Here is a 21,312-nt window from a genome sequence, read left to right as displayed (position 1 = left end):
TATGATTGCACACAATATTGAATATGTCTCGCTGCTGCTGCTGATCGCCGCAGTCGTTGCAATGCTTGCTCGAAGAGCCCATCTCCCATACACCGTGGGGCTGCTGGTAACGGGAGTCGGTTTGGCGCTTCTTCGGTCCGCGCCGGCAATCCATCTGACCAAAGACCTAATCTTTAACGCGTTCCTGCCTCCCCTGATCTTTGAAGCGGCGTTTTACCTGCCATGGCGGGCTTTGCGCCGGGATTTCCTCATTGTTGTTGTCCTCGCCACTGCCGGCGTGCTGCTCTCGACAGGCGTCACCGCGCTGGGCATGCACGCCGGAGCGGGATGGGCCTGGACTACGGCGTTGCTCTTCGGAGTGCTGATCTCCGCCACGGACCCGGTCTCCGTCATCGCCACATTTAAAGAAACGCCCGTTCCAGAACGTTTAAAGATACTCGTGGAGGCGGAAAGTCTCTTTAATGACGGAACGGCGGCGGTCGCCTTTACCGTGGCGCTGGCGGCCGTTCAAGGCGCGGGGATGACCGGATGGGGAATCACGTTAGCGTTTTGCGTCACGGTCCTGGGCGGAGCCGCCTGCGGGGCGGTGGTGGCGGGGGCGATGCTGCTGCTTGAGCGCGGAACGGACGACCATATGGTCGAACTGACGCTGACGACGGTCGCGGCATACGGCTCCTTTCTGCTGGCCGAACACTTCCATCTCTCCGGTGTGCTCGCGACGCTGACTGCTGGACTGATCGTGGGTAATGTCTGCTCGTTTACCCAGGAAGGCCGCGAATCTATCACGCGCTTCTGGGACTACATGGCGTTCCTGGCTAACTCGCTGATTTTTCTTCTGATCGGCCAGTCACTCGCAAGTCTCAATGTCCATCCGTTGCTGCGGACGGTCCTGATCGCCGTCGCGGTGGTACTGCTGGGGCGGGCGCTTTCGGTCTATCTGTGCAGTGCGCTGTTTCGGCGCACTCGCCGGCCTATCGAGATGCGCCATCAGCACGTGTTGTTCTGGGGTGGGTTGCGCGGCGCGCTGGCGCTTGCTCTCGTACTGGGCCTGCCGCAGGATATCCCGCAACGCCCGTTGCTGATTACGGTCGTCTTCGCCGTCGTAGCGTTCTCCATCATCGTGCAGGGACTCACCATGAAGCCCTTGCTGAGAAAGCTCAATCTTCTAGTATCGGAGCATGCCCTGGAAGGACAACCGAATGACGCCGCCAACCTCCCCGCCCATTGATGATGGGGCTGAGCGCAATGATGACCAGAAGAATGTTCGTGTTGAAGTCCGCGAGCAGATTGAGGCGAATTCCGGCCTAAGTGGAGCGTTCCTCCTGATGAACGGCCTAGCGGCGGTAATCGCTTCCTACGGGCTGCTTCAGGACAGCGGTGCCGTCGTTATCGGCGCCATGATCATCGCTATGCTGCTCGGGCCGATTACCGGTCTGGCGCTCGCTCTGGTGGATGGGAAGCAGGCGCTCTTTCGTAAGGCGATCCTTGCTGAATGCTGCGGCGCGCTGCTCGTTCTGGCCATCGGCTTCACGATCGGCAAGATCCATTCCGACCTTCCTCTGGGCCGTGAGATCACGGCGCGCACGGCGCCGAATATTTTAGACATGATCATCGCGCTGGCGGGCGGCGCGGCGGGAGCATACGCGGTTCTGTCGCCACGGATGAGCGGCAGCCTTGTCGGGGTCGCGGTGGCGACGGCTTTAGTGCCGCCCCTGTGCACCTGCGGTATCTGCCTTGCGCATGGTCTTTATCAGGCGAGCGGCGGCGCGTTCGTGCTTTTTCTGACGAACCTGGTGGCGATCCAGTCCGTCACGTCGCTGGTTCTCTGGATTCAGGGCTACCATAGTTTGTCTCATCTGGACCGTAAGGCTGTCGTGCGCCGATTTGGCCCCAGCGTTGCTTTGCTCGTGATTCTGGCGGGCTTCCTGATCCATAGCTTCCGACTGGCGCTGGAGCAGCAGACCCTGCATACAGCGGCGGAACGGTTCCTGCGCGCGCGGATCGAGAAGAACGGCGCCGCACGTCTGACGGATCTTCGCATACAAGGATATGGCGATCGTCCACAGCTCACCGCTGTGGTAAGCGCTCCCTGGGTCGTAACTCCAAATTCCTGCGCGGACTTGGAGGCGCAACTGAGGCGCACGACGGGGCGGCAAGACTTGAGCCTGCGCGTACGTACGATTATTACGCGCGAGTGCAGCAGCAAGGGATACCTCTGGACCACGGACCCGCAAGGCGCCGTCGCCTCATCGGGAACCCAGTAGACCGCCGGCCGCGTTCTTACTGTTTCGATCCCGAGCAGATGGAATTAGGGGCGCGCATCCTGGAGAACGGATCAAAATGTCACAAAGCTACTGGTCTGCCTTCCTCATTCCATTGCAAGCAACCCTGCATCGAATCGTTTCGTTTATTCCACGGTTTCTGGTGGCGCTGCTGCTTCTCCTGATGTTCTGGGGCGTGGCGAGCCTCGCCCGACGCCTTGCCCGGCAGGCGCTGGGCAAGATTCACCACATCCCTTGGGCCGTGCGGCTGCTGATCGTACGCTCCATTTACCTGGGAACTCTCTTCATCGGCATCCTGGTCGCTTTGAGCGCGGCCAACATCGACGTCACCACGCTGATCGCTAGCCTGGGCGTGGCGGGATTTGCCCTGGGCTTCGCGCTGAAAGACATTCTGGAGAACTTCATCGCCGGCGTTCTGCTGCTGTTTGCGCGGCCATTTGAGCTTAAGGACCAGGTCACGCTGGGCAATTACGAAGGAACGGTCACGGACATTCAGATCCGCACGACCAGCCTGCAAACCTACGGCGATGAACTCGTGATTATTCCCAACAGCGCGGTTTATACCAATCCCGTCGTCAATCACACGCGTCTTGGGAAGCGCCGTTACACCATTGATTTCGACACCAGCCTGACCGCAGACGCGTCGCTGGTAGAGCGGGAAGCGTTAGAGGCGGCCCAGCAAAATGAGGACATCGCCAAGGATCCGGCCCCGATCCTGCGTGTTCGCAGCGTGGATAGTGGGAACGATGTTCTTTCCTGGCGGCTCTACTACTGGGCCGATCCCATGAAGGCGACGGAGGTCAAAACGATATCCGAAATGCTTCGGAGCCTCAAGCAGGTTCTGTACGACGCCGGCGTTCCAACACCCACATCCACGTCGGCGACAATTTTGCGTCGCGAGACGCCGGAACCTGTGCCGCCATTCCGCGCCGCCCAGAACAACGCAGACATAGGAGATCAGTCATGAGCGAGTTCGAGGACCGAGTAAGGGCTGTGGAAGCTGGGGGATGGCTCTTCCGTCCACGCCCCTGGAAGCGGCATGGGACTTTCCTGGCCGACGCACGGCGGAGCGGATCAGCGATCTGGACACCGATCCTGTCAAGCTCACGCATCTGGACTCCGGCGTCATCCATAAGCTCGGCGTCTGGCGCTCGACGGCGATCTGCGGCAACGATATCACGTCGAGCTGCTTGTATGTGACGGCCATCGCCGCCTTCTACGCCGGTCCCTACGCGCCGATCGCGCTGGCCCTGGTGGCTGCGGTGCTGTTCCTGTTTCGCAATATCTACGCGGAAGTTGGGACGGCCTTGCCTTTGAATGGCGGCGCTTACAATGTCCTGCTCAACACCACTACCAAGGGGCAGGCTTCGGCCGCCGCCTGCCTGACCATCCTTTCTTATATCGCCACCGCCGTCATCAGTGCGCACGCCGCGATGAGTTACGCGCATAACCTTTACGCCGATCTGAACGTCTTCTGAGCGACCCTGGCTCTCCTCGCCGTCTTCGCCGCGCTGAACCTCTTCGGCATTGCCGAATCGTCGTCGATCGCGCTTGCAATTTTTGGGCTGCACATCCTAACGCTTTGTGTTCTTGTGGCCGTTTGCTGCAGCGGCGCTCATGTTTCCATGCTCGCCGCGAACTGGAGCCATCCGCTGCCGGGCGGCGTGTGGCGCGCCGTCTTTTTCGGCTTTTCGGCGGCCATGCTCGGCGTCAGCGGCTTCGAAAGTTCGGCCAACTTTATCGAGGAGCAAAAGCCGGGCGTATTTCCCAAGACGCTGCGGAATATGTGGGCCATTGTCGCCGTCTTCAATCCAGCCATCAGCCTGCTCGCGCTCTCGCTGTTTCCGCTCTCGACGATTACGAGCCACACGGAGGATCTGCTGGCCCATATGGGCTTTATCGCCGCCGGGCCCTGGCTCCGAACGGCGGTCAGCATTGATGCGGTGCTGGTGCTGTCTGGCGCCGTGCTGACGAGCTACGTCGGCGTGACTGGCCTGGTGCGGTGAATGAGTCTGGACCGCTGTCTGCCGCAGTTCCTGCTCCGCGAGAACAAGCGGCGCGAGACCAATCACTGGATCATCCTCGCCTTCTTTGCACTCTGTGCGTCGATCCTGGCGATTACGCAGGGGCGGCTTCTCGTGCTGGGCGGCGTTTACACCATTGCGTTTCTTGGGGTGATGTCGTTGTTTGCGGTCGGCAATATCCTGCTCAAGATCAAACGCGCGCGTCTGCCGCGCCAGATCCGGGCACCCTGGCCGACCGTGCTTCTTGCGCTCGCGGCGACGGTCGCGGCGCTGATTGGCAATGTCCTGCTCAGCCCACAGTACGTACAGGTCTTCCTCGTCTATTTCGCGATTGCGGAGGGAGTGGTCTGTCTGATGCTCCTGCGCGTCAGAATTCCGCGGCTGCTTCTGAGCATCTCCGAAGTGTTTTTGGAGGGGCTCCACGAGGCGAACAGCCGGTTCAGCCGGCGGATCCGTGGGGATATTCAGCGGATCAACCAGCAGGCCGTGATCTTCTTTACTGATGGAGACAGTCTGCCGCTGCTCAATGAAATGGCCCTCTATGTTCTGCAAAACGCGCAGAACAAATGGCTGCGGGTCGTGCATTGCTATACCGACAACGCCGCCGTTCCTGTCGATCTGGGGGCGAATGTCAGCATCATCGACTGGATTTATCCCGATCTGCGGATTGATTTGCTGCTCGTACAGGGCGAATTCTGCCCATCGCTGATTGAGCGGCTGTCCCAGCGCCTGGGAATTCCTAAGAACTACATGTTTATCGGAACGCCGAGCGACCGGTTCCCACACAGCCTGGATTCACTCGGCGGCGTTCGGCTGATCATGTGATCCATTGGGGCTTCTAAGCGGACGGAGGCGACTTTTTCCATCGCCGGACCCGGCGCAGCGAGTGGAGACGAGCCGCCACAGAGCCTGGACGGATTCGCACGCTGTCGCGGCCCAGACTGCCGATCGTCCCGCCCAGCGGAACATCCAGCCCGGCGGATTTGGAGAAGCCCAGCTTCTGGCTGGCGTAGACGCTTCGGTGGCCGACGATCAGATACGCCGTGCAGGCGCAAAGAGCGGCGTAGACCCCCACGGAGCCAGGCAGCATCTCGATGCCCATGACGGCGGCGGCGATTGGGGTATTGGCCGCCGCCGCAACGACCGCGACGAAGCCAAACGCCGCGAATGCGCCCGCCGGCAGATGAAACATGTGGGCGAACGCTAGCCCCGCCGTGCTGCCGATAAAGAACAGCGGCGTAATGATGCCGCCGCTTCCTCCGGTTTCCAGGGTCACCGCCGTGGTGACGATCTTAATCGCGACCCCAAGCAGCAAGAGATGAAGACTGCCGCTGAGCGCGCCTTCGATGGTCGTGCTTCCCAGCCCTGCGTAAGTGTCTCCAAACACATGGTAGATCACGGCGAGAAAAAGCCCGCCGGCGGCGGCGGTCGCGTAGGGATGCGCGGAGAACCGGTGGAGACCGCGCTCCAGCCCACGCATCGATTCGATCATCGTGAGCGCGATCAAGCCGCAGATCGCGCCGAAGCCGACCGACAGCAGAACGAGTTCCGTCGGGTTCAAGCGTCCAAAGTTGTCGTGCAGGACGGGGACGGGCGGGCTGACGCCGCAGACGAGATGCCCTACGATACTGGCGATCAGGCAGGGGAAGAGCACGGAGTATTCGATCCTACCCAGATACAGAACCTCGATGCCGAAGAGCGCACCGGAGATCGGGGTGCCGAAGACCGCGCCGAATCCAGCGCCGATCCCGCAGATCACAAGGCGGCGCCGGTCCTCGTCGCCGAGCCGCAGCAAATCGGCGAAGCCGCTCGTGATGGACGCGCCGATCTGCGCGCAAGGGCCTTCCTTGCCGACCGATCCGCCGAAGGCCAGCGTCAGCACCGTTGCGAGCAGCTTCACTGGAGCGACCGCGAGGTTGATCCGCCCGCTCCGTGTGTGAACGGCGGTGATGACGGCTTCGGTTCCGTGTCCTTTGGCGGTCGGCGCGAACGTGCGGACCAGCCATACGCAGAGCGGCAGGGCGAGCGGAAGCAGATCGTAATAGCGGAACACGCCGACCTTCAGCCGCAGCGCCTCGCCGGTCGCCCAAGCCAGCGCCCAGAGGAACGCCTTGGTCCCCAGGCCGACACACAATCCGGCGACCGCGCCCAGCAGCGCCCATTTCAGCGTGCTGACCAGGAGCGCCGTATGCTCGCTGTACCACCGGTACTCATCGGAGAGCTGCGGCGTGCTCTCCTCCGGCGCGGGATTGAGATCCCTATCTTTCATATGCTGTCCAATCCATTTCCTAGGGACAGTCCGGCGCTCTCTCCATCGGGCGCGTCTGTCCACTCACCGTGAGTTTTCTCTTCAGAAACTCCATACAGTTCGTGCGTCTCACAAAATTCTTCCATTAGCGCCAAGATCTGACCAACTCTGGGGCCGCGCACCCGGTAAACCCGGGTCGCGCCGTGCGCCTCTAAGACGAGCAGGCCGGCGTGCGTCAGGATCGCCAGATGCTGCGACGTTCCGGATTGTGAGAAATTGATTTCTCGCGCAATCTCATTGACGCTCTTTTCGCCGACGCAAAGCAGCTCGACGATTTTCAAGCGCTTTGGATGCGAGAGGGCGCCAAACTGTTGTGCGGCGCGCTGCCGGGTCGCGGATTTCATGCAGTCCTCCTGGTAACGCCATGGATTAGATTTTTGCGGTATTCGTGCATTCGAACATTATAATACCATAATATAACGCTGTAAGAATTAAGTTTAATAATATTTTAATATTGGAATATACTAATATAATAAGGAAGATGAATCCATGTCGCCTATCTGGCTCTCGCTCTTAGCTGATATTTCTCTTTCGCTTTCCGTGCTCTGCGCCTTGGTCGTTGCGGTGGACGTGTCCGCTCATCCGCAGAAGATGGTGATCATGAATTTTGTATGATCGATTACATCTTTGTGTCTTGGAATCTTTGGGCTCTGGGCATACTTTGCGCTTGGGCGTTCGGAGCCCAAGAGAAATATGGGAGATATCGCGGACGAAGGCGCCAGCCGGAGCCAAGCCGAGCCGCCGCGGCGCAGTGTTTTTATCGGCGTCACCCACTGCGGAGCCGGATGCGCTCTGGGCGACATCATCGCGGAACGGGCGATGCGCTCCTCGGGTTGGACCATCGCTGGAGACACGTTTTGGGCGGCGGTCGCAGCCGACTTTCTGCTGGCGTATTTCCTGGGTATCGTGTTCCAATATTTTTCCATCGTTCCCATGCGCGGCCTGGGCTTCCGGCAGGGGATCATCGCCGCCGTGAAGGCGGATACTCTTTCCATCGTGGCTTACGAGGCCGGCATGCTCGCCTGGATGGGGCTGATCCACTTCGTTCTCTTCCAGCCTCCCTTGAACTCTACGATGTCGGCTTACTGGTTCATGATGCAGATCGCCATGGTTGTGGGATTCGCCGCGAGCTATCCCATTAATCGCTGGCTTATCAAGAAAGGTTTGACGGAAGCGATGTAGCGGAATATCGAAGGCAGTTTAACTTGTTGTCAAAGAAACATTAGCAGTACAAGTATAAGGTTGTCTCTCCATGTGAGAGAAAGGAAGCATAAAATGGCGGAAACCGTATCGGATGTCTTCATCGAAACGATTATGGGCTGGGGCGTTGACACAATCTTCGGAATCCCGGGAGACGGCGTCAATGGAGTGATAGAAGCGCTGCGCACACGTCAGGATAAGATCAAGTTCGTTCAGGTGCGTCACGAAGAGGCGGCGGCATTCATGGCGTGCGCCTACGCCAAATATACCGGAAAGCTCGGATGCTGTTTGGCGACATCCGGTCCGGGAGCGATCCACCTGCTCAATGGCCTTTATGACGCCAAGTGCGACCAGGCTCCCGTGCTTGCGATCCTGGGGCAGACATTCAGCGACCTCAAGGGCAGCCACTTTCAGCAGGACGTCAATCTGGCGCGTCTGTTTGACGATGTCAGCGTCTACGTGCAGGAACTCGCCAACCCTAATCAGATCGAAATGCTCGCCAACGAGGCGTGCCGGCACTCGCTCAACCATCGCGGCGTCTCTGCCGTCATTATGCCGATCGATTACCAGCTGGCGGAGCCATCCGGCAAGTATTCGATGCATAAGGGCCGGGAAAACACGACTTCCAATTGGACGCGTCCCGTGCTGGTCCCCGCCGCCGGTGAATTGCAGAAGGCTGCGACCATACTGAACGCCGCGAAGAAGCCGGTGATGCTGGTCGGCCAGGGGGCGCTCGGGGCGGGTGATGAGGTGATCGCACTGGCGGAGAAGCTGGGCTCGCCAGTCGTCAAAGCCCTGCTTGGCAAGGCGGTGATCCCGGATGACAGTCCCTACACGACGTGCGGTCTGGGACTTCTTGGCACGGCGCCGTCCGAGGACGTCATGAAGGAGTGCGATGCGATCTTGTTCGTCGGGACATCGTTCCCCTATATGGAGTTCCTTCCCAAGCACGACAAGTGCCCAGGCGTACAGATCGACGATATGCCGGACCGGATTGGCCTGCGATATCCGGTGGAAGTCGGCTTGGTCGGCGACGCCAAGGCGACCCTTGCCGCGCTGACGGAGCTGATCGATCGTAAAGATGAGCGTCCTCTGCTGGAGTCGGCTCAGAAGGGCATGAAGGATTGGTGGGAGCTCATGGAGCAGCGGGCGATGCGCGATCGCACGCCGATCGTACCGCAGCGCGTCGCCTGGGAGCTTGGGAAGCTGGCGGCGGATAACGCCATTGTTTCCGGAGACTCCGGCACGAACACGACGTGGGTCGCGCGCCAGTTCAAGATCCGCAAGGACCAGAAATTCTCCTGCTCGGGAACCCTCGCGACGATGGCTCCCGGCTTGCCGTATTCTATCGCCGCGAAAGTGGCGTTTCCGGATCGGCAAAGTATTGCATTCGTTGGCGACGGTGGTTTCACCATGCTGATGGGCGAATTCGCCACTGCCGTCAAATATGGCCTGGACATCACAGTCGTCATGATCAAGAACAATGTTCTGGGGCAGATCAAGTGGGAGCAGATCGTCTTCCTCGGAGTTCCCGAGTATGCCGTGGAACTGCACGATATTGACTTCGCCAAGTTCGCGGAAGCTTGCGGCGGCGTTGGAATTACGGTGCGAGATCCGAACGATCTTAAGCCGGCGCTGGAGCGGGCTCTGAGCTGTGGGAAAGCCGCGCTGGTCGAAGTTTACGTGGATCCGAACGAGCCGCCGATGCCCGGGCATGTCACGATGAGCCAGGCGCGCAAGTTCGGCGAAGCGCTGGTCAAGGGCCAGCCGCAGGGAGCGCGGATCGCGCTCACCGCCTTTCGGGACAAGATCAGCGAACTCATCTGATGTCCTATTTCCTTGAGGAGCCATTGAGAAAGCAGGGCGGCATGCGCGCGCATGAGTTTCCAGTCACACGGGTCGATGTGTCGGCGTATACGATCCCGACGGACGCCCGGGAAGGGGACGGCACTTTCGCCTGGGATAAGACCACTCTCGTGGTCGCCGAAGTGACGGCGGGCAATCAAACGGGAATTGGTTATACCTATGCCGATGAGGCCACGGCGCTCGTCATCCGCGAGACCCTGGCGAACGAGATCGTGGGGAGCGACGCGCTGGATATTCCGGGATCATGGATGACGATGAACCACGCGATCCGTAATCTGGGGCGTCCCGGTATCGACTCGATGGCGATCAGCGCTGTGGATATCGCGCTCTGGGACCTCAAAGCCAGACTGCTTGGTTTGCCGCTGGCGTCGCTGCTCGGCCAGGCGCGTGACGGCGCTCCTGTCTACGGCAGCGGCGGCTTCACCACCTATTCCAGAGAGCAGTTGCAGACGCAGCTAAGCAGCTGGGCGGCGATGGGGATCCCGCGAGTAAAAATCAAGGTCGGATCCCATCCCGAGGACGACGTGGAGCGGGTGCGGCAGGCTCGGGAGGCCATCGGACCCGGCGTCGAACTATTCGTGGACGCCAACGGCGCCTATACGCGCAAGCAGGCGCTGAAGTTCGCCGAGGAATATGCCGCGCTGGGCGTGGTCTGGTTTGAGGAGCCTCGCCCGTCGGACGATCTAGAGGGGCTGCGGCTGCTGCGCGACCGAGGGCCGGCGGGCATGGACATCGCCGCCGGAGAGTATGGATATTCGCTGAGCTATTTCCAGAGGATGCTCGCCGCCGGAGCGGTGGACGTTCTCCAGGCCGATGCGTCTCGCTGTGCGGGGATCACCGGGTTTCTCGGCGCCGCCGCGCTCTGCCACGCAAATCACGCGCCGATTTCGGCGCACTGCGCGCCTTCCCTGCACGTGGCGCCCGGATGTGCGGTCGTCGGGTTTGTCCATCTGGAGTATTTTCACGATCACGCGCGCATTGAGGGCATGTTGTTTGACGGCGTGCTGACGCCGAAGGGTGGCGTTCTTTATCCCGATTTATCCCGTCCTGGAATGGGAATGGAGTTCAAGCGCGCGGACGCGGAGCGATACCGGATTTGAATATGCATGCGGCTGCGCCAAGCGGCCGCGTTTTTTTATGATGTATTGATAAAGAGGTGACTATGTCTGAGATGCCAACATCCAATCTGATTTCCAGGGATGATATCAAACGCCGTGGCGGAGGCCGCGCACCGAACGTCAACGCCAAAGGGCTGGAGGCGGCGCTTCGAAAATCGGTTCTGGGCGAAGTGCGGTTTGACGATGGAAGCCGCGCCCTTTACGCCACGGATGGATCCAACTATCGCCAGGTTCCCATCGGAGTGGTTGTGCCTAAGACGATCGATGATGTGATCGCGACGGTCGCCGCCTGCCGCGCATTCCAAGCCCCCGTGCTGTCGCGCGGCGGCGGAACGAGCCTTGCCGGTGAGTGCTGCAACGTCGCCGTAGTCATTGACTGGTCCAAATATCTCAACAAAGTCCTCTCGATCGACGCTGAGAATAGAATTGGCGCCGTGGAGCCGGGCTGTGTCCTCGACGACCTGCGGGATGAGGCGCGTAAGCAGGGGATCACTTTTGGGCCGGACCCGGCGACGCACTCGCACAATACCCTGGGAGGGATGATCGGCAATGATTCCTGCGGCGTCCACTCCATCATGGCTGCTCATGCGGGTACCGGCGCGCGAACGGCGGACAATATCGATTCGATGGATATTCTGCTTTACGACGGTACGCGCATGACGGTCGGCAAAACGTCGGAGACCGAGCTTACGCAGATCATTGAGGCTGGGGGACGCAAGGGTGAGATTTATGGCGGAATGCGTGACTTGCGTGACAAATACGCGGATCTCATCCGTGAAAAGTATCCGAATATCCCGCGCCGCGTCTCGGGATACAATCTGGCAGAACTGCTTCCAGAGAAAGGCTTCAACGTTGCCGCCGCTCTGGTTGGCTCGGAAGGCACGCTCGTCACCGTTCTGGAGGCTCGCTGTAAACTCATTCCCTTCCCGAAGTTTCACACGCTGATTGTTCTTGGGTTCCCTGACGTCGCCGACGCCGGGGACGCCGCGCCGAAGGTGATGAAGCACATGCCCATCGGCCTGGAAGGGCTGGATGAACTGCTGATCGACTGGATGAAGAAGAAAGGACTGCACCCGAGTGATCTCAAGCTCCTGCCCGACGGCAAGGGATGGCTTCTGTGTGAGTTTGGCGGAGACAATAAAGAAGAGGCCGACGCGAAGGCGAGGAAATTGCTCGAAGAGGTCCAGACATGGGATCTGAATCCGTCTCACAAGCTCTTTGACGATCCTGATGAGGAGAAGCTGATCTGGGAGATCCGCGAGTCCGGCCTAGGCGCCACCGCTGATGTTCCCGGCAAGCCGTCCATGTGGCCCGGCTGGGAAGACAGCGCCGTTCCTCCCGACAAGGTCGGACCGTACCTGCGCGATCTGCGCGCCCTGTTCAAGAAATACGAATATAACACGTCGCTCTACGGCCATTTCGGGCAGGGGTGCATCCATTGCCGGGTTCCGTTCGACCTCAAAACACAGACGGGGATCGACAAGTGGAAAAGATTTCTCGTCGAGGCGGCCCATCTGGTGGTCGGATACGGCGGGTCGCTTTCCGGAGAGCATGGGGATGGACAGGCGCGCGCCCAGCTGCTGCCCATCATGTTCGGCGACGAACTTCTGGACGCCATGCGGCAGTTCAAGCGCCTGTGGGATCCGGACTGGAAGATGAATCCCGGCAAGGTAATCGATGCCTACGCGGTGGACGAAAATCTGCGGCTCGGCGCCGATTACGACCCGCCGCGCGTCGATACCTACTTTAAATATCTAGACGATGGCGCTTCCTTTGCGGAGGCTACGCTGCGCTGCGTCGGCGTTGGAAAGTGCCGCCGGCACGAAGGCGGCGTCATGTGTCCCTCGTACATGGTGACGCGCGAAGAGAAGAACTCCACTCGCGGTCGCGCTCATCTGCTCTTCGAAATGCTGCAAGGGGAGCCGCTGCACAAGGGCTGGAAGAACGACGCCGTCTACGAAGCGCTCGACCTGTGCCTCGCCTGCAAGGGCTGCACGGCCCAATGCCCGGTCAACGTGGACATGCCCACCTACAAAGCAGAGTTCCGGGCGCACTATTTCGAGGGGCGCCTGCACCCGCGCAGTCACTATGCGTTCGGCTTCATCCATACCTGGGCGCGTCTGGTCAGCCGCGTTCCGGGGCTGGCGACCCTCGCCAATGTCGTGACCTCTACGCCTGTTCTGAGCGCGGCCGCCAAGCGACTGGCCGATATCGAGCCTTCACGCACGATCCCGCCTTTTGCTGAGGAGCCGTTCACGCGCTGGTGGGCGCGGCGCGAGCCCCGAAATCAAGACAAGCCAAAGGTCGTGCTGTTTCCAGACACGTTCAACAACTACTTCCATCCCGAAGCCGCCAAGGCCGCCGTCGAAGTTCTTGAGGCGGCCGGACGGTGCGTGGTGGTTCCAACGCAGGACATCTGCTGCGGACGACCTCTCTACGACTATGGCTTCATGGATGCCGCCACGCGCTGGATGATGAACATCCTGAACACTCTTCGAAACGAAATTCAGGCCGACCTTCCGTTTGTCTTTCTGGAGCCGTCGTGCTGTTCCGTCTTCCGGGACGAGTTAGGCAAATTAATGCCGGAGCAGGAGAACGGTCAGCGGCTCGCCAAGCTCTCATTTATGCTCAGCGAGTTTCTGGAGAAGGAGTGCCCGAATTTTGCCGCCGGGCTTCCGCTGAAGCGCGAAGCGCTGGTTCACGGCCACTGCCACCACAAAACGGTGCTTGACTTTGATTCAGAGAAGAAAACATTGGACAAGATGGGGCTAAACGTTACCGCCCCCGAGGATGGATGCTGCGGCATGGCGGGCGCCTTCGGCTTCGAAACCGGAGCGCACTTCGATGTGGCGCAGAAATGCGGCGATCGTGTTCTGCTTCCCAAAGTCATGTCAGCCGACGATGAGACACTGCTGGTCGCTGACGGGTTCTCCTGCCGCGAGATGATCTCGCAGAACACGGGACGCCACGCGATGCACCTGTCGGAAGTGCTCCGTATGGCGCTCCGAGAGGGGCCTGCTGGCACGCCGGGGCCTTATCCCGAGCGGACTAACATTACCGATCCCGATCCCGCCGCCAAAGTTCGTCCTTTCATCTGGGCTGCCGCCGTTCTGGCGGCCGGGGCTGCAATTTGTGTTCTGGTCCGCCGGAAACAAAAGTAGTTGGGCCAGGGCTAAAACGCCGCTTAAAGGATAAGTGAATGTCATGAATAGCAAATCGGAAGTGGTCGTCGTCACCGGCGCGGGGCTGGGGCGGGCGATCGCCTGCGCCTTCGCCAAACGAGGCGCGAAGGTGGGACTGATCGCCAGAGGCGGAGCGGGCATGGCGGGATTGGAAGGGGCGAAACGCGATGTCGAGCGCTTCGGCGGCACGGCGCTGATACTGCCCTGCGATGTGGCCGATGCCAGCCAGGTTGAGGAGGCGGCTCGCAAGGCGGAACTCGAGCTCGGGCCGATCGATATCTGGGTCAACAACGCCATGGCCTCCGTCTTTGGTCCTGTCCAAGACAGCGAAGCGGCGGATTTCAAGCGCGTCACCGAAGTGACGTATCTGGGCCAGGTGTATGGAGCCATGAGCTCGCTGCGGCGCATGAGGACGCGCGATCGCGGGCGCATCGTATTGGTGGGTAGCGCACTCGCTTACCGGGGCATTCCGCTGCAGAGCGCCTACTGCGGGGCGAAGCATGGAATTCAGGGCTTCGCCGACTCCCTGCGCGCCGAGCTACTTCACGAGAAAAGCGGAGTCAAACTCTGCATGGTACAGATGCCGGCCATGAACACGCCGCAGTTCGACTGGGTTAAAAACTTACTGCCCAATAAGGCGCAGCCTGTACCGCCAATCTATCAGCCGGAGGTCGCCGCAGAAGCCGTGTACTGGGCGGCGCGCCATGGCCGTCGCGAGATCTTCGTCGGCGCCTCCACCGTGATCGCTATCTTGGGTAACAAATTATTCCCCCAGGTCGGAGACTGGTATCTGGGCCGGACGGGATTTAAGTCGCAGCAGCGTCTGGGACAGCCGAAGGACGGGAGTGCCCCGAATAATCTCTGGGAAGCACTTCCTGGCGATCGAGGCGCACACGGGGATTTTGACGCTCAGGCCAAAAGCTTCACTCCTCAGCTTTGGCTGTCGCTGAACCGAAAGTGGCTGGCCTTGGCGGCTCTGTCGGTGGTTGGGGCGGTGATGCTGGGCCGGACAGTCATGGGATATCGGAAGTAACCGAAAGGCAAGCCATGAAGATCAGTCCTCTTTTATTCCTTGCACTCGCGCTTCTCGCAGTCACCGAAGCGGAACCGGTCCGAGCGCAGCGGACGTCCATGACGACAGACGAGGTGATCTGCCTGGGAGGAAAGCAGATTATGGATATTCGGGTTGGCATCGACGGCTGCTCGCCGCATCAGCGCGCCGATCGCGTTCGAAGGCGGCTCAGTCCGATCCTCGGTATCGCGGACTTACGGCCTTCCGATGTTGTTGTCCGCCGGTCCAGACATGGCCGAGATGTGAGCATATCCGTACACCGTCATCTGTTGGTCATCGTGGACAACGCCCTGGCCCGTGCGAACGGCATGAAGCCCCGAGTTTTGGCCGCCCATTGGGCGGCCACTCTTAGCGTCGTGCTTCCGCAGGTCTGCGTCCAAGGCAGACGTCGCGGAGATTGAATGTCGAAACAAGATCAAGATCGAAAGACAAGGGGAATTTATGTCACCGGAAGAATTAGGTCGCGCTCTTCGCGAGGATGATGGGCCATTTCTGAAAAATCGTCGGTGGATCGTCACCCTCTCTCTTTTCAACGTCGCCGTCATGGGGATTATTTCACTTTTTCAAATGGGCATTCTGAAACACGTCCCGGAAATTCCCCTGCCTGGCGAGGACGGGGACAAGATCAATGGCTCACCGCAGGCTTATGAGTTACTACAGACGCCCGATGCCGTGCTCGCCGTGGGATCCTATGCCGCCACCGCTGGTCTGGCGGCAATGGGCCCGCCCGACCGCGCGAAGGCTCTGCCGCTGGCGGCCTTCTTTATGGGCGTGAAGGCGATTGCGGATGCGGCGTTCGCGATTAAACTCCTGATCGATCAGCCGGTGAAGTACAGTGCCTACTGCGCCTTGTGCGTTACCGGCGCACTTGGGACACTCGCGGCGGCGCCTCTGGCCTGGCCCGAAGCCCGCGCGGCATGGGACCATATTCGAGAAAGTAAATCCAATGAATAACAATATTGCTCCCGGTAAACCTGGCATGGCGCCGCGATGGACATCCAGCGCCAAATCGGGAGTCGGCGCCGCTCTATCGAACGCCAGCCGCGTCTGGTTCACCATTTCGCACGGGATCGTGGACGAGGTCTATCATCCTTCCGTGGATCAGGCCAACACACGCGACTTCGGCCTGCTGGTGACGGATAAGGACGGTTTCTTCTCGGAAGAAAAGCGGGATACGGACCACGCGATCCGGCCGCTCGGACGGGGAATTCCGGGATACGTAATGACGAACACCTGTCGCCAGAGACGTTACCGCATCACGAAAACTATTATCACGGATCCCCGCAGAGACGTACTCCTACAGAAGGTGACATTCGAAGCGCTGAAAGGGGAGCTATCCGACTACCAAGTCTACGCGCTGCTGGCGCCGCATTTGGCGAATTGCGGTTCGGGGAATGACGGGTGGACCGGCGACTACAAAGGCGTCCCGATGCTGTTCGCCCGGCGAGGAGGCGTTGCGCTCGCCCTGGCCTGCTCCGCTCCGTGGCTGGGCCGTTCCTGCGGCTACGTCGGCGCATCGGACGGCTGGCGGGACATTGAGGCGCATAAAAAGATGATGCATTTTTACGGAGACGCGTCCGGCGGCAACATCGCCCTGACCGGGCAGATCGATCTGGAAACGTGTGGCGGCGAGTTCGTGCTTGCTCTGGGCTTCGACCAGGACTGGAGCGGCGCGGGGCAGCAGGCGCGCACGTCGCTGCTGACTGGCTTCACGGACGCCGAGATGGAATATTCCCGCGAATGGCGTGAGTTCCACGGAGAATGTCTGGCGATGGAGGCGCCTGGGCGAGACGGCTTCGATGCGTATCACACCAGCCTCAGCGTACTTCGGGTTCACGACGGAAAGCGGTTTCCGGGCGGCGTGATCGCCAGTCTTTCCATTCCCTGGGGATTTGCGCATGGCGATAACGATCTGGCGGGTTATCATGTCGTCTGGCCGCGCGATCAGGTGGAGGCGGCGGGCGCGATGCTGGCTGCGGGAAACCCGCGCGCCGCGCGCGAAACGATGCTCTACTTGATGGCGACTCAGGAAGGGGATGGGCACTGGCCGCAGAACATGCATATGAATGGCGCCGGCGTATGGACAGGCGTTCAGCTGGACGAGACCGCCCTCCCGATTTTGCTTGCCGATATGCTTCGCCGCAATGACGCGCTGGACGGGCTGGATCCCTGGCTGGCTATCCGAGCCGCCGCCGCCTTTCTCGTTCAGAACGGCCCGTCCACCCCGATGGACCGCTGGGAAGAGAACGCGGGATTCACGGCGTTCACGCTCGCGGTGACGATCGCCGCGCTGCTGGCGGCCGCCGACTTCGCTGACGCGGCGAGCGATCCGTGCGCCTCATTCCTGCGCGAAACCGCCGACTGCTGGAACGAGAACATTGAACGCTGGACCTATGTCACGGATACGGAACTCGCAAGGGAGAATGGCGTGGCCGGCTACTACGTCCGCATCGCACCGCCGGAAGTCGGCGTCAGCGGCGATGTCCGCGCCGCATCTGTCGAGATCAAGAACTTGCCGCCGTCAGAGAACCGGTTTCCCGCCGATTGCATCGTCAGTCCAGACGCCCTGTCCCTGGTGCGTTATGGATTGCGAGCGGCGGACGATCCGCGTATCGTCAGCACGGTTCAAGTCATCGACGCGACGCTCAAAGCGGAAACGGCGACCGGGACGGCCTGGCGCCGCTACACGCACGACGGATACGGTGAGACGGGAAGCGGCGGCCCATACGAAGGCGTTGGGGTGGGGCGCTGCTGGCCGCTGCTGGCCGGGGAGCGAGCACAGTACGCGCTGGCTCTGGGGAATGAGGACGAGGCGCGTCGACTCTTGAATGTGATGACGCGTCAAACGAGCCCCGGCGGCCTGCTGCCGGAACAGATCTGGGACGGGGAGGATATCCCGGAGCGCGAACTATATAATGGCCTTCCTTCGGGATCGGGAATGCCACTCGTCTGGGCGCACGCCGAACTCGTAAAACTCGTCCGCTCCTTGTGCGACGGGGCAGTCTTCGACATGCCGCCTCAGACCGTTCAGCGCTATCTGAAAGAACACGTCGTTTCGCCGCTCATTCCATGGACCTTCGATGCGCAAACGCAGTCGCTGCCGGCTGGGAAAACACTTCGAGTGCAGGTAGAAGCCGCCGCAGTCATTCGCTGGAGCTCCGATTCTTGGAAAACAATACGGGAGGTCTCCACCACGGATAGCGGTTTAGGCGTATATTATGCGGACCTAACTACCGGAGATATGGCGACAGACGGAAGCCTCGCCTTCACGTTCTGCTGGAGCAAAGCTAATCACTGGGAAGGGCAAAATTTCACTACGGTTATCATCGGAAGCGCATAGTTTCCTCAGGTTACCACCCTGGGAAAATAACCCCGCGCGGCAGAAGATCCGGTCCATCGTCTCTGACTAAAAGGTGACGATTTCGTGATCTCGCTGTGACAATTACCGGTTATACTATTGAAGCATCAATCCGTTCTCGAAGGCTCGGGATGTACCGGACACTTTCGATTTTGCGATATTTTTGGAAAACAGAATGAAACAAACCGCGCCTGCCAATGTGCTCATCGTCGAGGATGACCGGGATATCTCGCATCTCGTGGAGCTTCATCTGAGAGATGCTGGCTATAACGTGGATATCGCTTACGATGGAGCCGATGGCTTGGAGCGGGCCTTAACAAAAGCTTACGATCTGGCGATCCTCGACCTAAATCTGCCGGGCGTCGAGGGATTGGAGATCTGCCGCCGCCTCCGTGCGAAGCCCAGCTATCCTCTTATCTTGATGCTGACGGCCCGTTCCTCCGAGCTGGATCGGGTATTGGGATTGGAGATCGGCGCAGACGACTATCTCATCAAGCCGTTCGGCATCCGGGAACTGCTCGCTCGGGTCAAAGCCCTGCTCCGGCGCATGGAGGCGCGAAGTACATCATCTGATCTCTGTCCCGAAGAGGAAAAGGTGATTCGAGGCGGTCCATTGGTCATTGACGCAGACAAGCGTCAGGTCACTCTCTCAGGCCAGGATGTAAACTTAACAGCGAAAGAATTCGATTTGCTGTTTCTGCTGGCTTGCCATCCCGCACGCGTTTATACGCGCGCCCAACTGCTAGATCTGGTCTGGGGAATGGGATACGAAGGGTACGAGCATACTGTCAACTCCCATATCAACCGGCTTCGATCGAAGATTGAGAAGAACTCGGCGCATCCTCACTACCTGCTGACGGCTTGGGGAGTCGGCTACAAATTCGCATCCCGCGATACCTGGGGAGACAATTGACGTGCTCCTTAAGACGCTTCACGGGCGACTTACTCTAATTCTGCTCGTTCTACTGTGTTTGATCGGCTGTCTGTCCGTCCCGCTGACGCTGTTCACCACGCAAAACTACCAGCAGGAGGTTGCCCAGAACCTCAACCGCCCTTTGGCGTCAAGTCTCGCGGCCCACTTGACCGAGACGAATCTGTTCTCCCATGCCCCGGCGCGTCTTAGCAAGGCTCGATCCGAGATCAAGTATCTGATGGTCATTAACCCGGATATCGATGTCTATCTCCTGGACACGCGGGGAACGATTTTGGCGTATTCCGGCGCACCTAGCGATATTCGTCGGGACCGAGTGCCTCTCGCGCCACTTCAGCGCTTCCTGACGAAGTCCGTGCGGCTGCCTATTCTGAACGACGACCCGCGCTCGTCTGCCGATCGGAAAGTCTTCTCAGCCGCCCCGATCTACGCCAGCGGGCAACATCCGCCAAATTCTCCCCAAGGCTACGTCTATGTGATCCTCGGAGGGCAGCATTATGATTCCGTGGCCGGACTTCTGCGAAGGAGTTACATTCTGCGGTCGAGTCTATGGGGACTGGGCGTCCTTCTGGCGTCCGTTTCCGTCGCCGGTTTGTTTCTCTTCCGTCTACTGACCCAACGACTGCGCCGTCTAACAGTGGCGATGGAGACTTTTCGGGATCTGGACTTCCTCGAAGCCAATTCCGTGCAGTCTACTCGCCTCTTCGCTCCTTGGCGTGGGATAGTTTCTCCGCGCGACGAGCTCGACCGTCTCGGGACGGTCTGCCTCCAGATGTCCGATCGTATTCAAGGGCAAATTCAGGAGTTGGCCCTGGCGGATACCCACCGCCGCGAGATGGTCAGCAACGCCTCCCATGACCTGCGCACGCCGCTGGCCGCGCTGCAAGGCTATCTGGAGACGCTGCTGATGAAGGAAGGGAGGATGACGCCCGAGGAGCAGCGCGGATATCTGCAAGTCGCCATTCGGCACAGTGACCGGCTGGCGAAGCTAATTGGCGAGCTGTTCGAGCTGGCTCAGCTGGACGCGCGGGAAGTCAGTCTCAACTCCGAGGCGTTTTCGCTGAGCGAGCTTGTGCAGGACGTGGTGCAGCAGCACCAGCTGACCGCTGAGCAGAAACAGATTCGGCTTCATGCCTCTCTGCCGGAAAACCTGCCGTTCGTGCGCGCGGACATTGGCCTGATCGAGCGGGTGCTGGAGAACCTTCTGGAGAACGCTCTGCGATATACGCCGGAGGGCGGTATGGTCGCCGTCAGCCTCGCTCTGGAAGCGGAAAGCATCGGCGTTCGTGTCACTGATACCGGCTGCGGCATCTCTCCTGCGGACCTCGCCCACATCTTCGAGCGGTTTTACCGAGCGCCGGGGCAATCTGAGAAGCCGGGCTGCGCCGGCCTTGGGCTTGCGATCGCCAAGCGCATCCTGGAGCTTCACGGCAGCAGCATTACGGTAGAGAGTGTTCTCGATCAGGGAACGGCCTTCACATTTCATCTGCCAATTGAGAAAGCCCAAGGCTGAACGCTGCGTCCTCGTGACCGAAATGTGATAAAGACGTGACGTTCGCGTGATGGGTAATCTTCCATACTTAAGGAGACTGATGTGGGACCTTCCCGCACATATCGCTCCCGCCGTGAGGCGGGAAGGAGACGACCATGAAACTACGCCTAATCGCAGTGACCGCTGCCCTCGCTGTCCTGTCCGCATCGGCCGGCGTCGCTCAGAGCGCGATGATGCATCACGGTAAGATGTCGCATGGGAAAATGATGCACGGCAAGATGTCCGACAAGATGATGCATAAGATGATGATGGGTATGTCTTCATCGGAAAAGAAGATGATGATGGACCATATGTCCTCCATGTCGCCTTCCGAGAAAAGGGCGATGATGATGAAAATGTCCCACATGTCCATGGCGCACAAGAAAATGATGATGCACAAGATGATGATGGACCACGGCAAGATGTAGTCTGGCTCAGAC

Annotated in this window: 18 protein-coding genes and 1 pseudogene; 17 read left to right on the top strand and 2 right to left on the bottom strand. The window is 59.9% G+C overall.

Annotation, left to right across the window (positions count from 1 at the left end; genetic code table 11):
- Nucleotide 1: 1 nt before the first annotated feature.
- The 5 genes and pseudogenes from D5261_RS30875 to D5261_RS30855 all read left to right on the top strand — a co-directional run bounded on the left by D5261_RS30875 (nucleotide 2) and on the right by D5261_RS30855 (nucleotide 5,131).
- Nucleotides 2-1,228, top strand: a complete 1,227-nt coding sequence (locus D5261_RS30875) for a cation:proton antiporter (protein WP_119321617.1) — start codon at nucleotides 2-4, stop codon at nucleotides 1,226-1,228.
- A complete protein-coding gene (locus D5261_RS30870; RefSeq protein WP_165864219.1) occupies nucleotides 1,200-2,264 on the top strand; it encodes a TIGR00341 family protein in 1,065 nt (354 codons plus the stop codon). The genes D5261_RS30875 and D5261_RS30870 overlap by 29 nt, the downstream gene beginning before the upstream one ends.
- A gap of 76 nt (nucleotides 2,265-2,340) precedes the next feature.
- Nucleotides 2,341-3,249 carry a mechanosensitive ion channel family protein gene (locus D5261_RS30865; RefSeq protein ID WP_119321615.1) on the top strand — a complete coding sequence of 303 codons (909 nt, stop codon included), beginning with the start codon at nucleotides 2,341-2,343 and terminating at the stop codon, nucleotides 3,247-3,249.
- Between the two features lie 40 nt (nucleotides 3,250-3,289).
- Nucleotides 3,290-4,288: pseudogene (locus D5261_RS30860) on the top strand (APC family permease).
- Nucleotides 4,289-5,131: an APC family permease gene (locus tag D5261_RS30855; RefSeq protein WP_218025590.1), complete on the top strand. Its 843-nt coding sequence runs from the start codon at nucleotides 4,289-4,291 to the stop codon at nucleotides 5,129-5,131.
- A gap of 13 nt (nucleotides 5,132-5,144) precedes the next feature.
- Here D5261_RS30855 and D5261_RS30850 read toward each other — a convergent pair whose 3' ends face one another.
- Both D5261_RS30850 and D5261_RS30845 read right to left on the bottom strand, forming a co-directional pair.
- Nucleotides 5,145-6,575: a chloride channel protein gene (locus D5261_RS30850; RefSeq protein ID WP_119321614.1), complete on the bottom strand. Its 1,431-nt coding sequence runs from the start codon at nucleotides 6,573-6,575 to the stop codon at nucleotides 5,145-5,147.
- Nucleotides 6,572-6,958: an ArsR/SmtB family transcription factor gene (locus D5261_RS30845; protein WP_119321613.1), complete on the bottom strand. Its 387-nt coding sequence runs from the start codon at nucleotides 6,956-6,958 to the stop codon at nucleotides 6,572-6,574. Before D5261_RS30845 ends, D5261_RS30850 begins: the two co-directional genes overlap by 4 nt.
- Nucleotides 6,959-7,103: 145 nt before the next feature.
- Between D5261_RS30845 and D5261_RS30840 the strand changes: the two genes are divergently transcribed.
- From D5261_RS30840 to D5261_RS30785, 12 genes are all read left to right on the top strand, one after another.
- Entirely contained in the window at nucleotides 7,104-7,229 is a 126-nt protein-coding gene (locus D5261_RS30840; RefSeq protein WP_301002361.1) for a hypothetical protein, read from the top strand.
- 78 nt (nucleotides 7,230-7,307) lie between these two features.
- A complete protein-coding gene (locus D5261_RS30835; protein ID WP_218025589.1) occupies nucleotides 7,308-7,796 on the top strand; it encodes a DUF4396 domain-containing protein in 489 nt (162 codons plus the stop codon).
- Nucleotides 7,797-7,889: 93 nt separating this feature from the next.
- Nucleotides 7,890-9,641, top strand: a complete 1,752-nt coding sequence (locus D5261_RS30830; RefSeq protein WP_119321612.1) for a thiamine pyrophosphate-dependent enzyme — start codon at nucleotides 7,890-7,892, stop codon at nucleotides 9,639-9,641.
- Nucleotides 9,641-10,780: an enolase C-terminal domain-like protein gene (locus D5261_RS30825; RefSeq protein ID WP_218025588.1), complete on the top strand. Its 1,140-nt coding sequence runs from the start codon at nucleotides 9,641-9,643 to the stop codon at nucleotides 10,778-10,780. Before D5261_RS30830 ends, D5261_RS30825 begins: the two co-directional genes overlap by 1 nt.
- 62 nt (nucleotides 10,781-10,842) lie before the next feature.
- Nucleotides 10,843-13,959, top strand: a complete 3,117-nt coding sequence (locus tag D5261_RS30820) for an FAD-binding and (Fe-S)-binding domain-containing protein (RefSeq protein WP_218025587.1) — start codon at nucleotides 10,843-10,845, stop codon at nucleotides 13,957-13,959.
- 43 nt (nucleotides 13,960-14,002) lie between these two features.
- Nucleotides 14,003-15,013: an SDR family oxidoreductase gene (locus D5261_RS30815; protein ID WP_119321610.1), complete on the top strand. Its 1,011-nt coding sequence runs from the start codon at nucleotides 14,003-14,005 to the stop codon at nucleotides 15,011-15,013.
- A gap of 14 nt (nucleotides 15,014-15,027) precedes the next feature.
- Nucleotides 15,028-15,453 (top strand): DUF8459 domain-containing protein, encoded by a 426-nt coding sequence (locus tag D5261_RS30810; protein WP_119321609.1) that lies wholly within the window; start codon nucleotides 15,028-15,030, stop codon nucleotides 15,451-15,453.
- A gap of 40 nt (nucleotides 15,454-15,493) precedes the next feature.
- On the top strand, nucleotides 15,494-16,006 hold the full coding sequence (locus D5261_RS30805; protein ID WP_119321608.1) for a vitamin K epoxide reductase family protein: 513 nt from the start codon (nucleotides 15,494-15,496) through the stop codon (nucleotides 16,004-16,006).
- Nucleotides 15,999-18,392 (top strand): glycoside hydrolase family 15 protein, encoded by a 2,394-nt coding sequence (locus D5261_RS30800; protein WP_119321607.1) that lies wholly within the window; start codon nucleotides 15,999-16,001, stop codon nucleotides 18,390-18,392. Before D5261_RS30805 ends, D5261_RS30800 begins: the two co-directional genes overlap by 8 nt.
- Before the next feature lie 193 nt (nucleotides 18,393-18,585).
- Nucleotides 18,586-19,323: a response regulator transcription factor gene (locus D5261_RS30795; RefSeq protein ID WP_119321606.1), complete on the top strand. Its 738-nt coding sequence runs from the start codon at nucleotides 18,586-18,588 to the stop codon at nucleotides 19,321-19,323.
- 1 nt (nucleotide 19,324) lies between these two features.
- On the top strand, nucleotides 19,325-20,854 hold the full coding sequence (locus tag D5261_RS30790) for a sensor histidine kinase (RefSeq protein ID WP_125205996.1): 1,530 nt from the start codon (nucleotides 19,325-19,327) through the stop codon (nucleotides 20,852-20,854).
- A gap of 134 nt (nucleotides 20,855-20,988) precedes the next feature.
- A complete protein-coding gene (locus D5261_RS30785; RefSeq protein ID WP_119321604.1) occupies nucleotides 20,989-21,300 on the top strand; it encodes a hypothetical protein in 312 nt (103 codons plus the stop codon).
- The last annotated feature ends 12 nt before the right edge of the window (nucleotides 21,301-21,312 follow it).

Origin of the sequence: Capsulimonas corticalis (assembly GCF_003574315.2) — a bacterium.
In the GTDB taxonomy this organism is placed as follows: domain Bacteria; phylum Armatimonadota; class Armatimonadia; order Armatimonadales; family Capsulimonadaceae; genus Capsulimonas; species Capsulimonas corticalis.
This window is presented reverse-complemented; position numbering and strand designations above follow the sequence as displayed.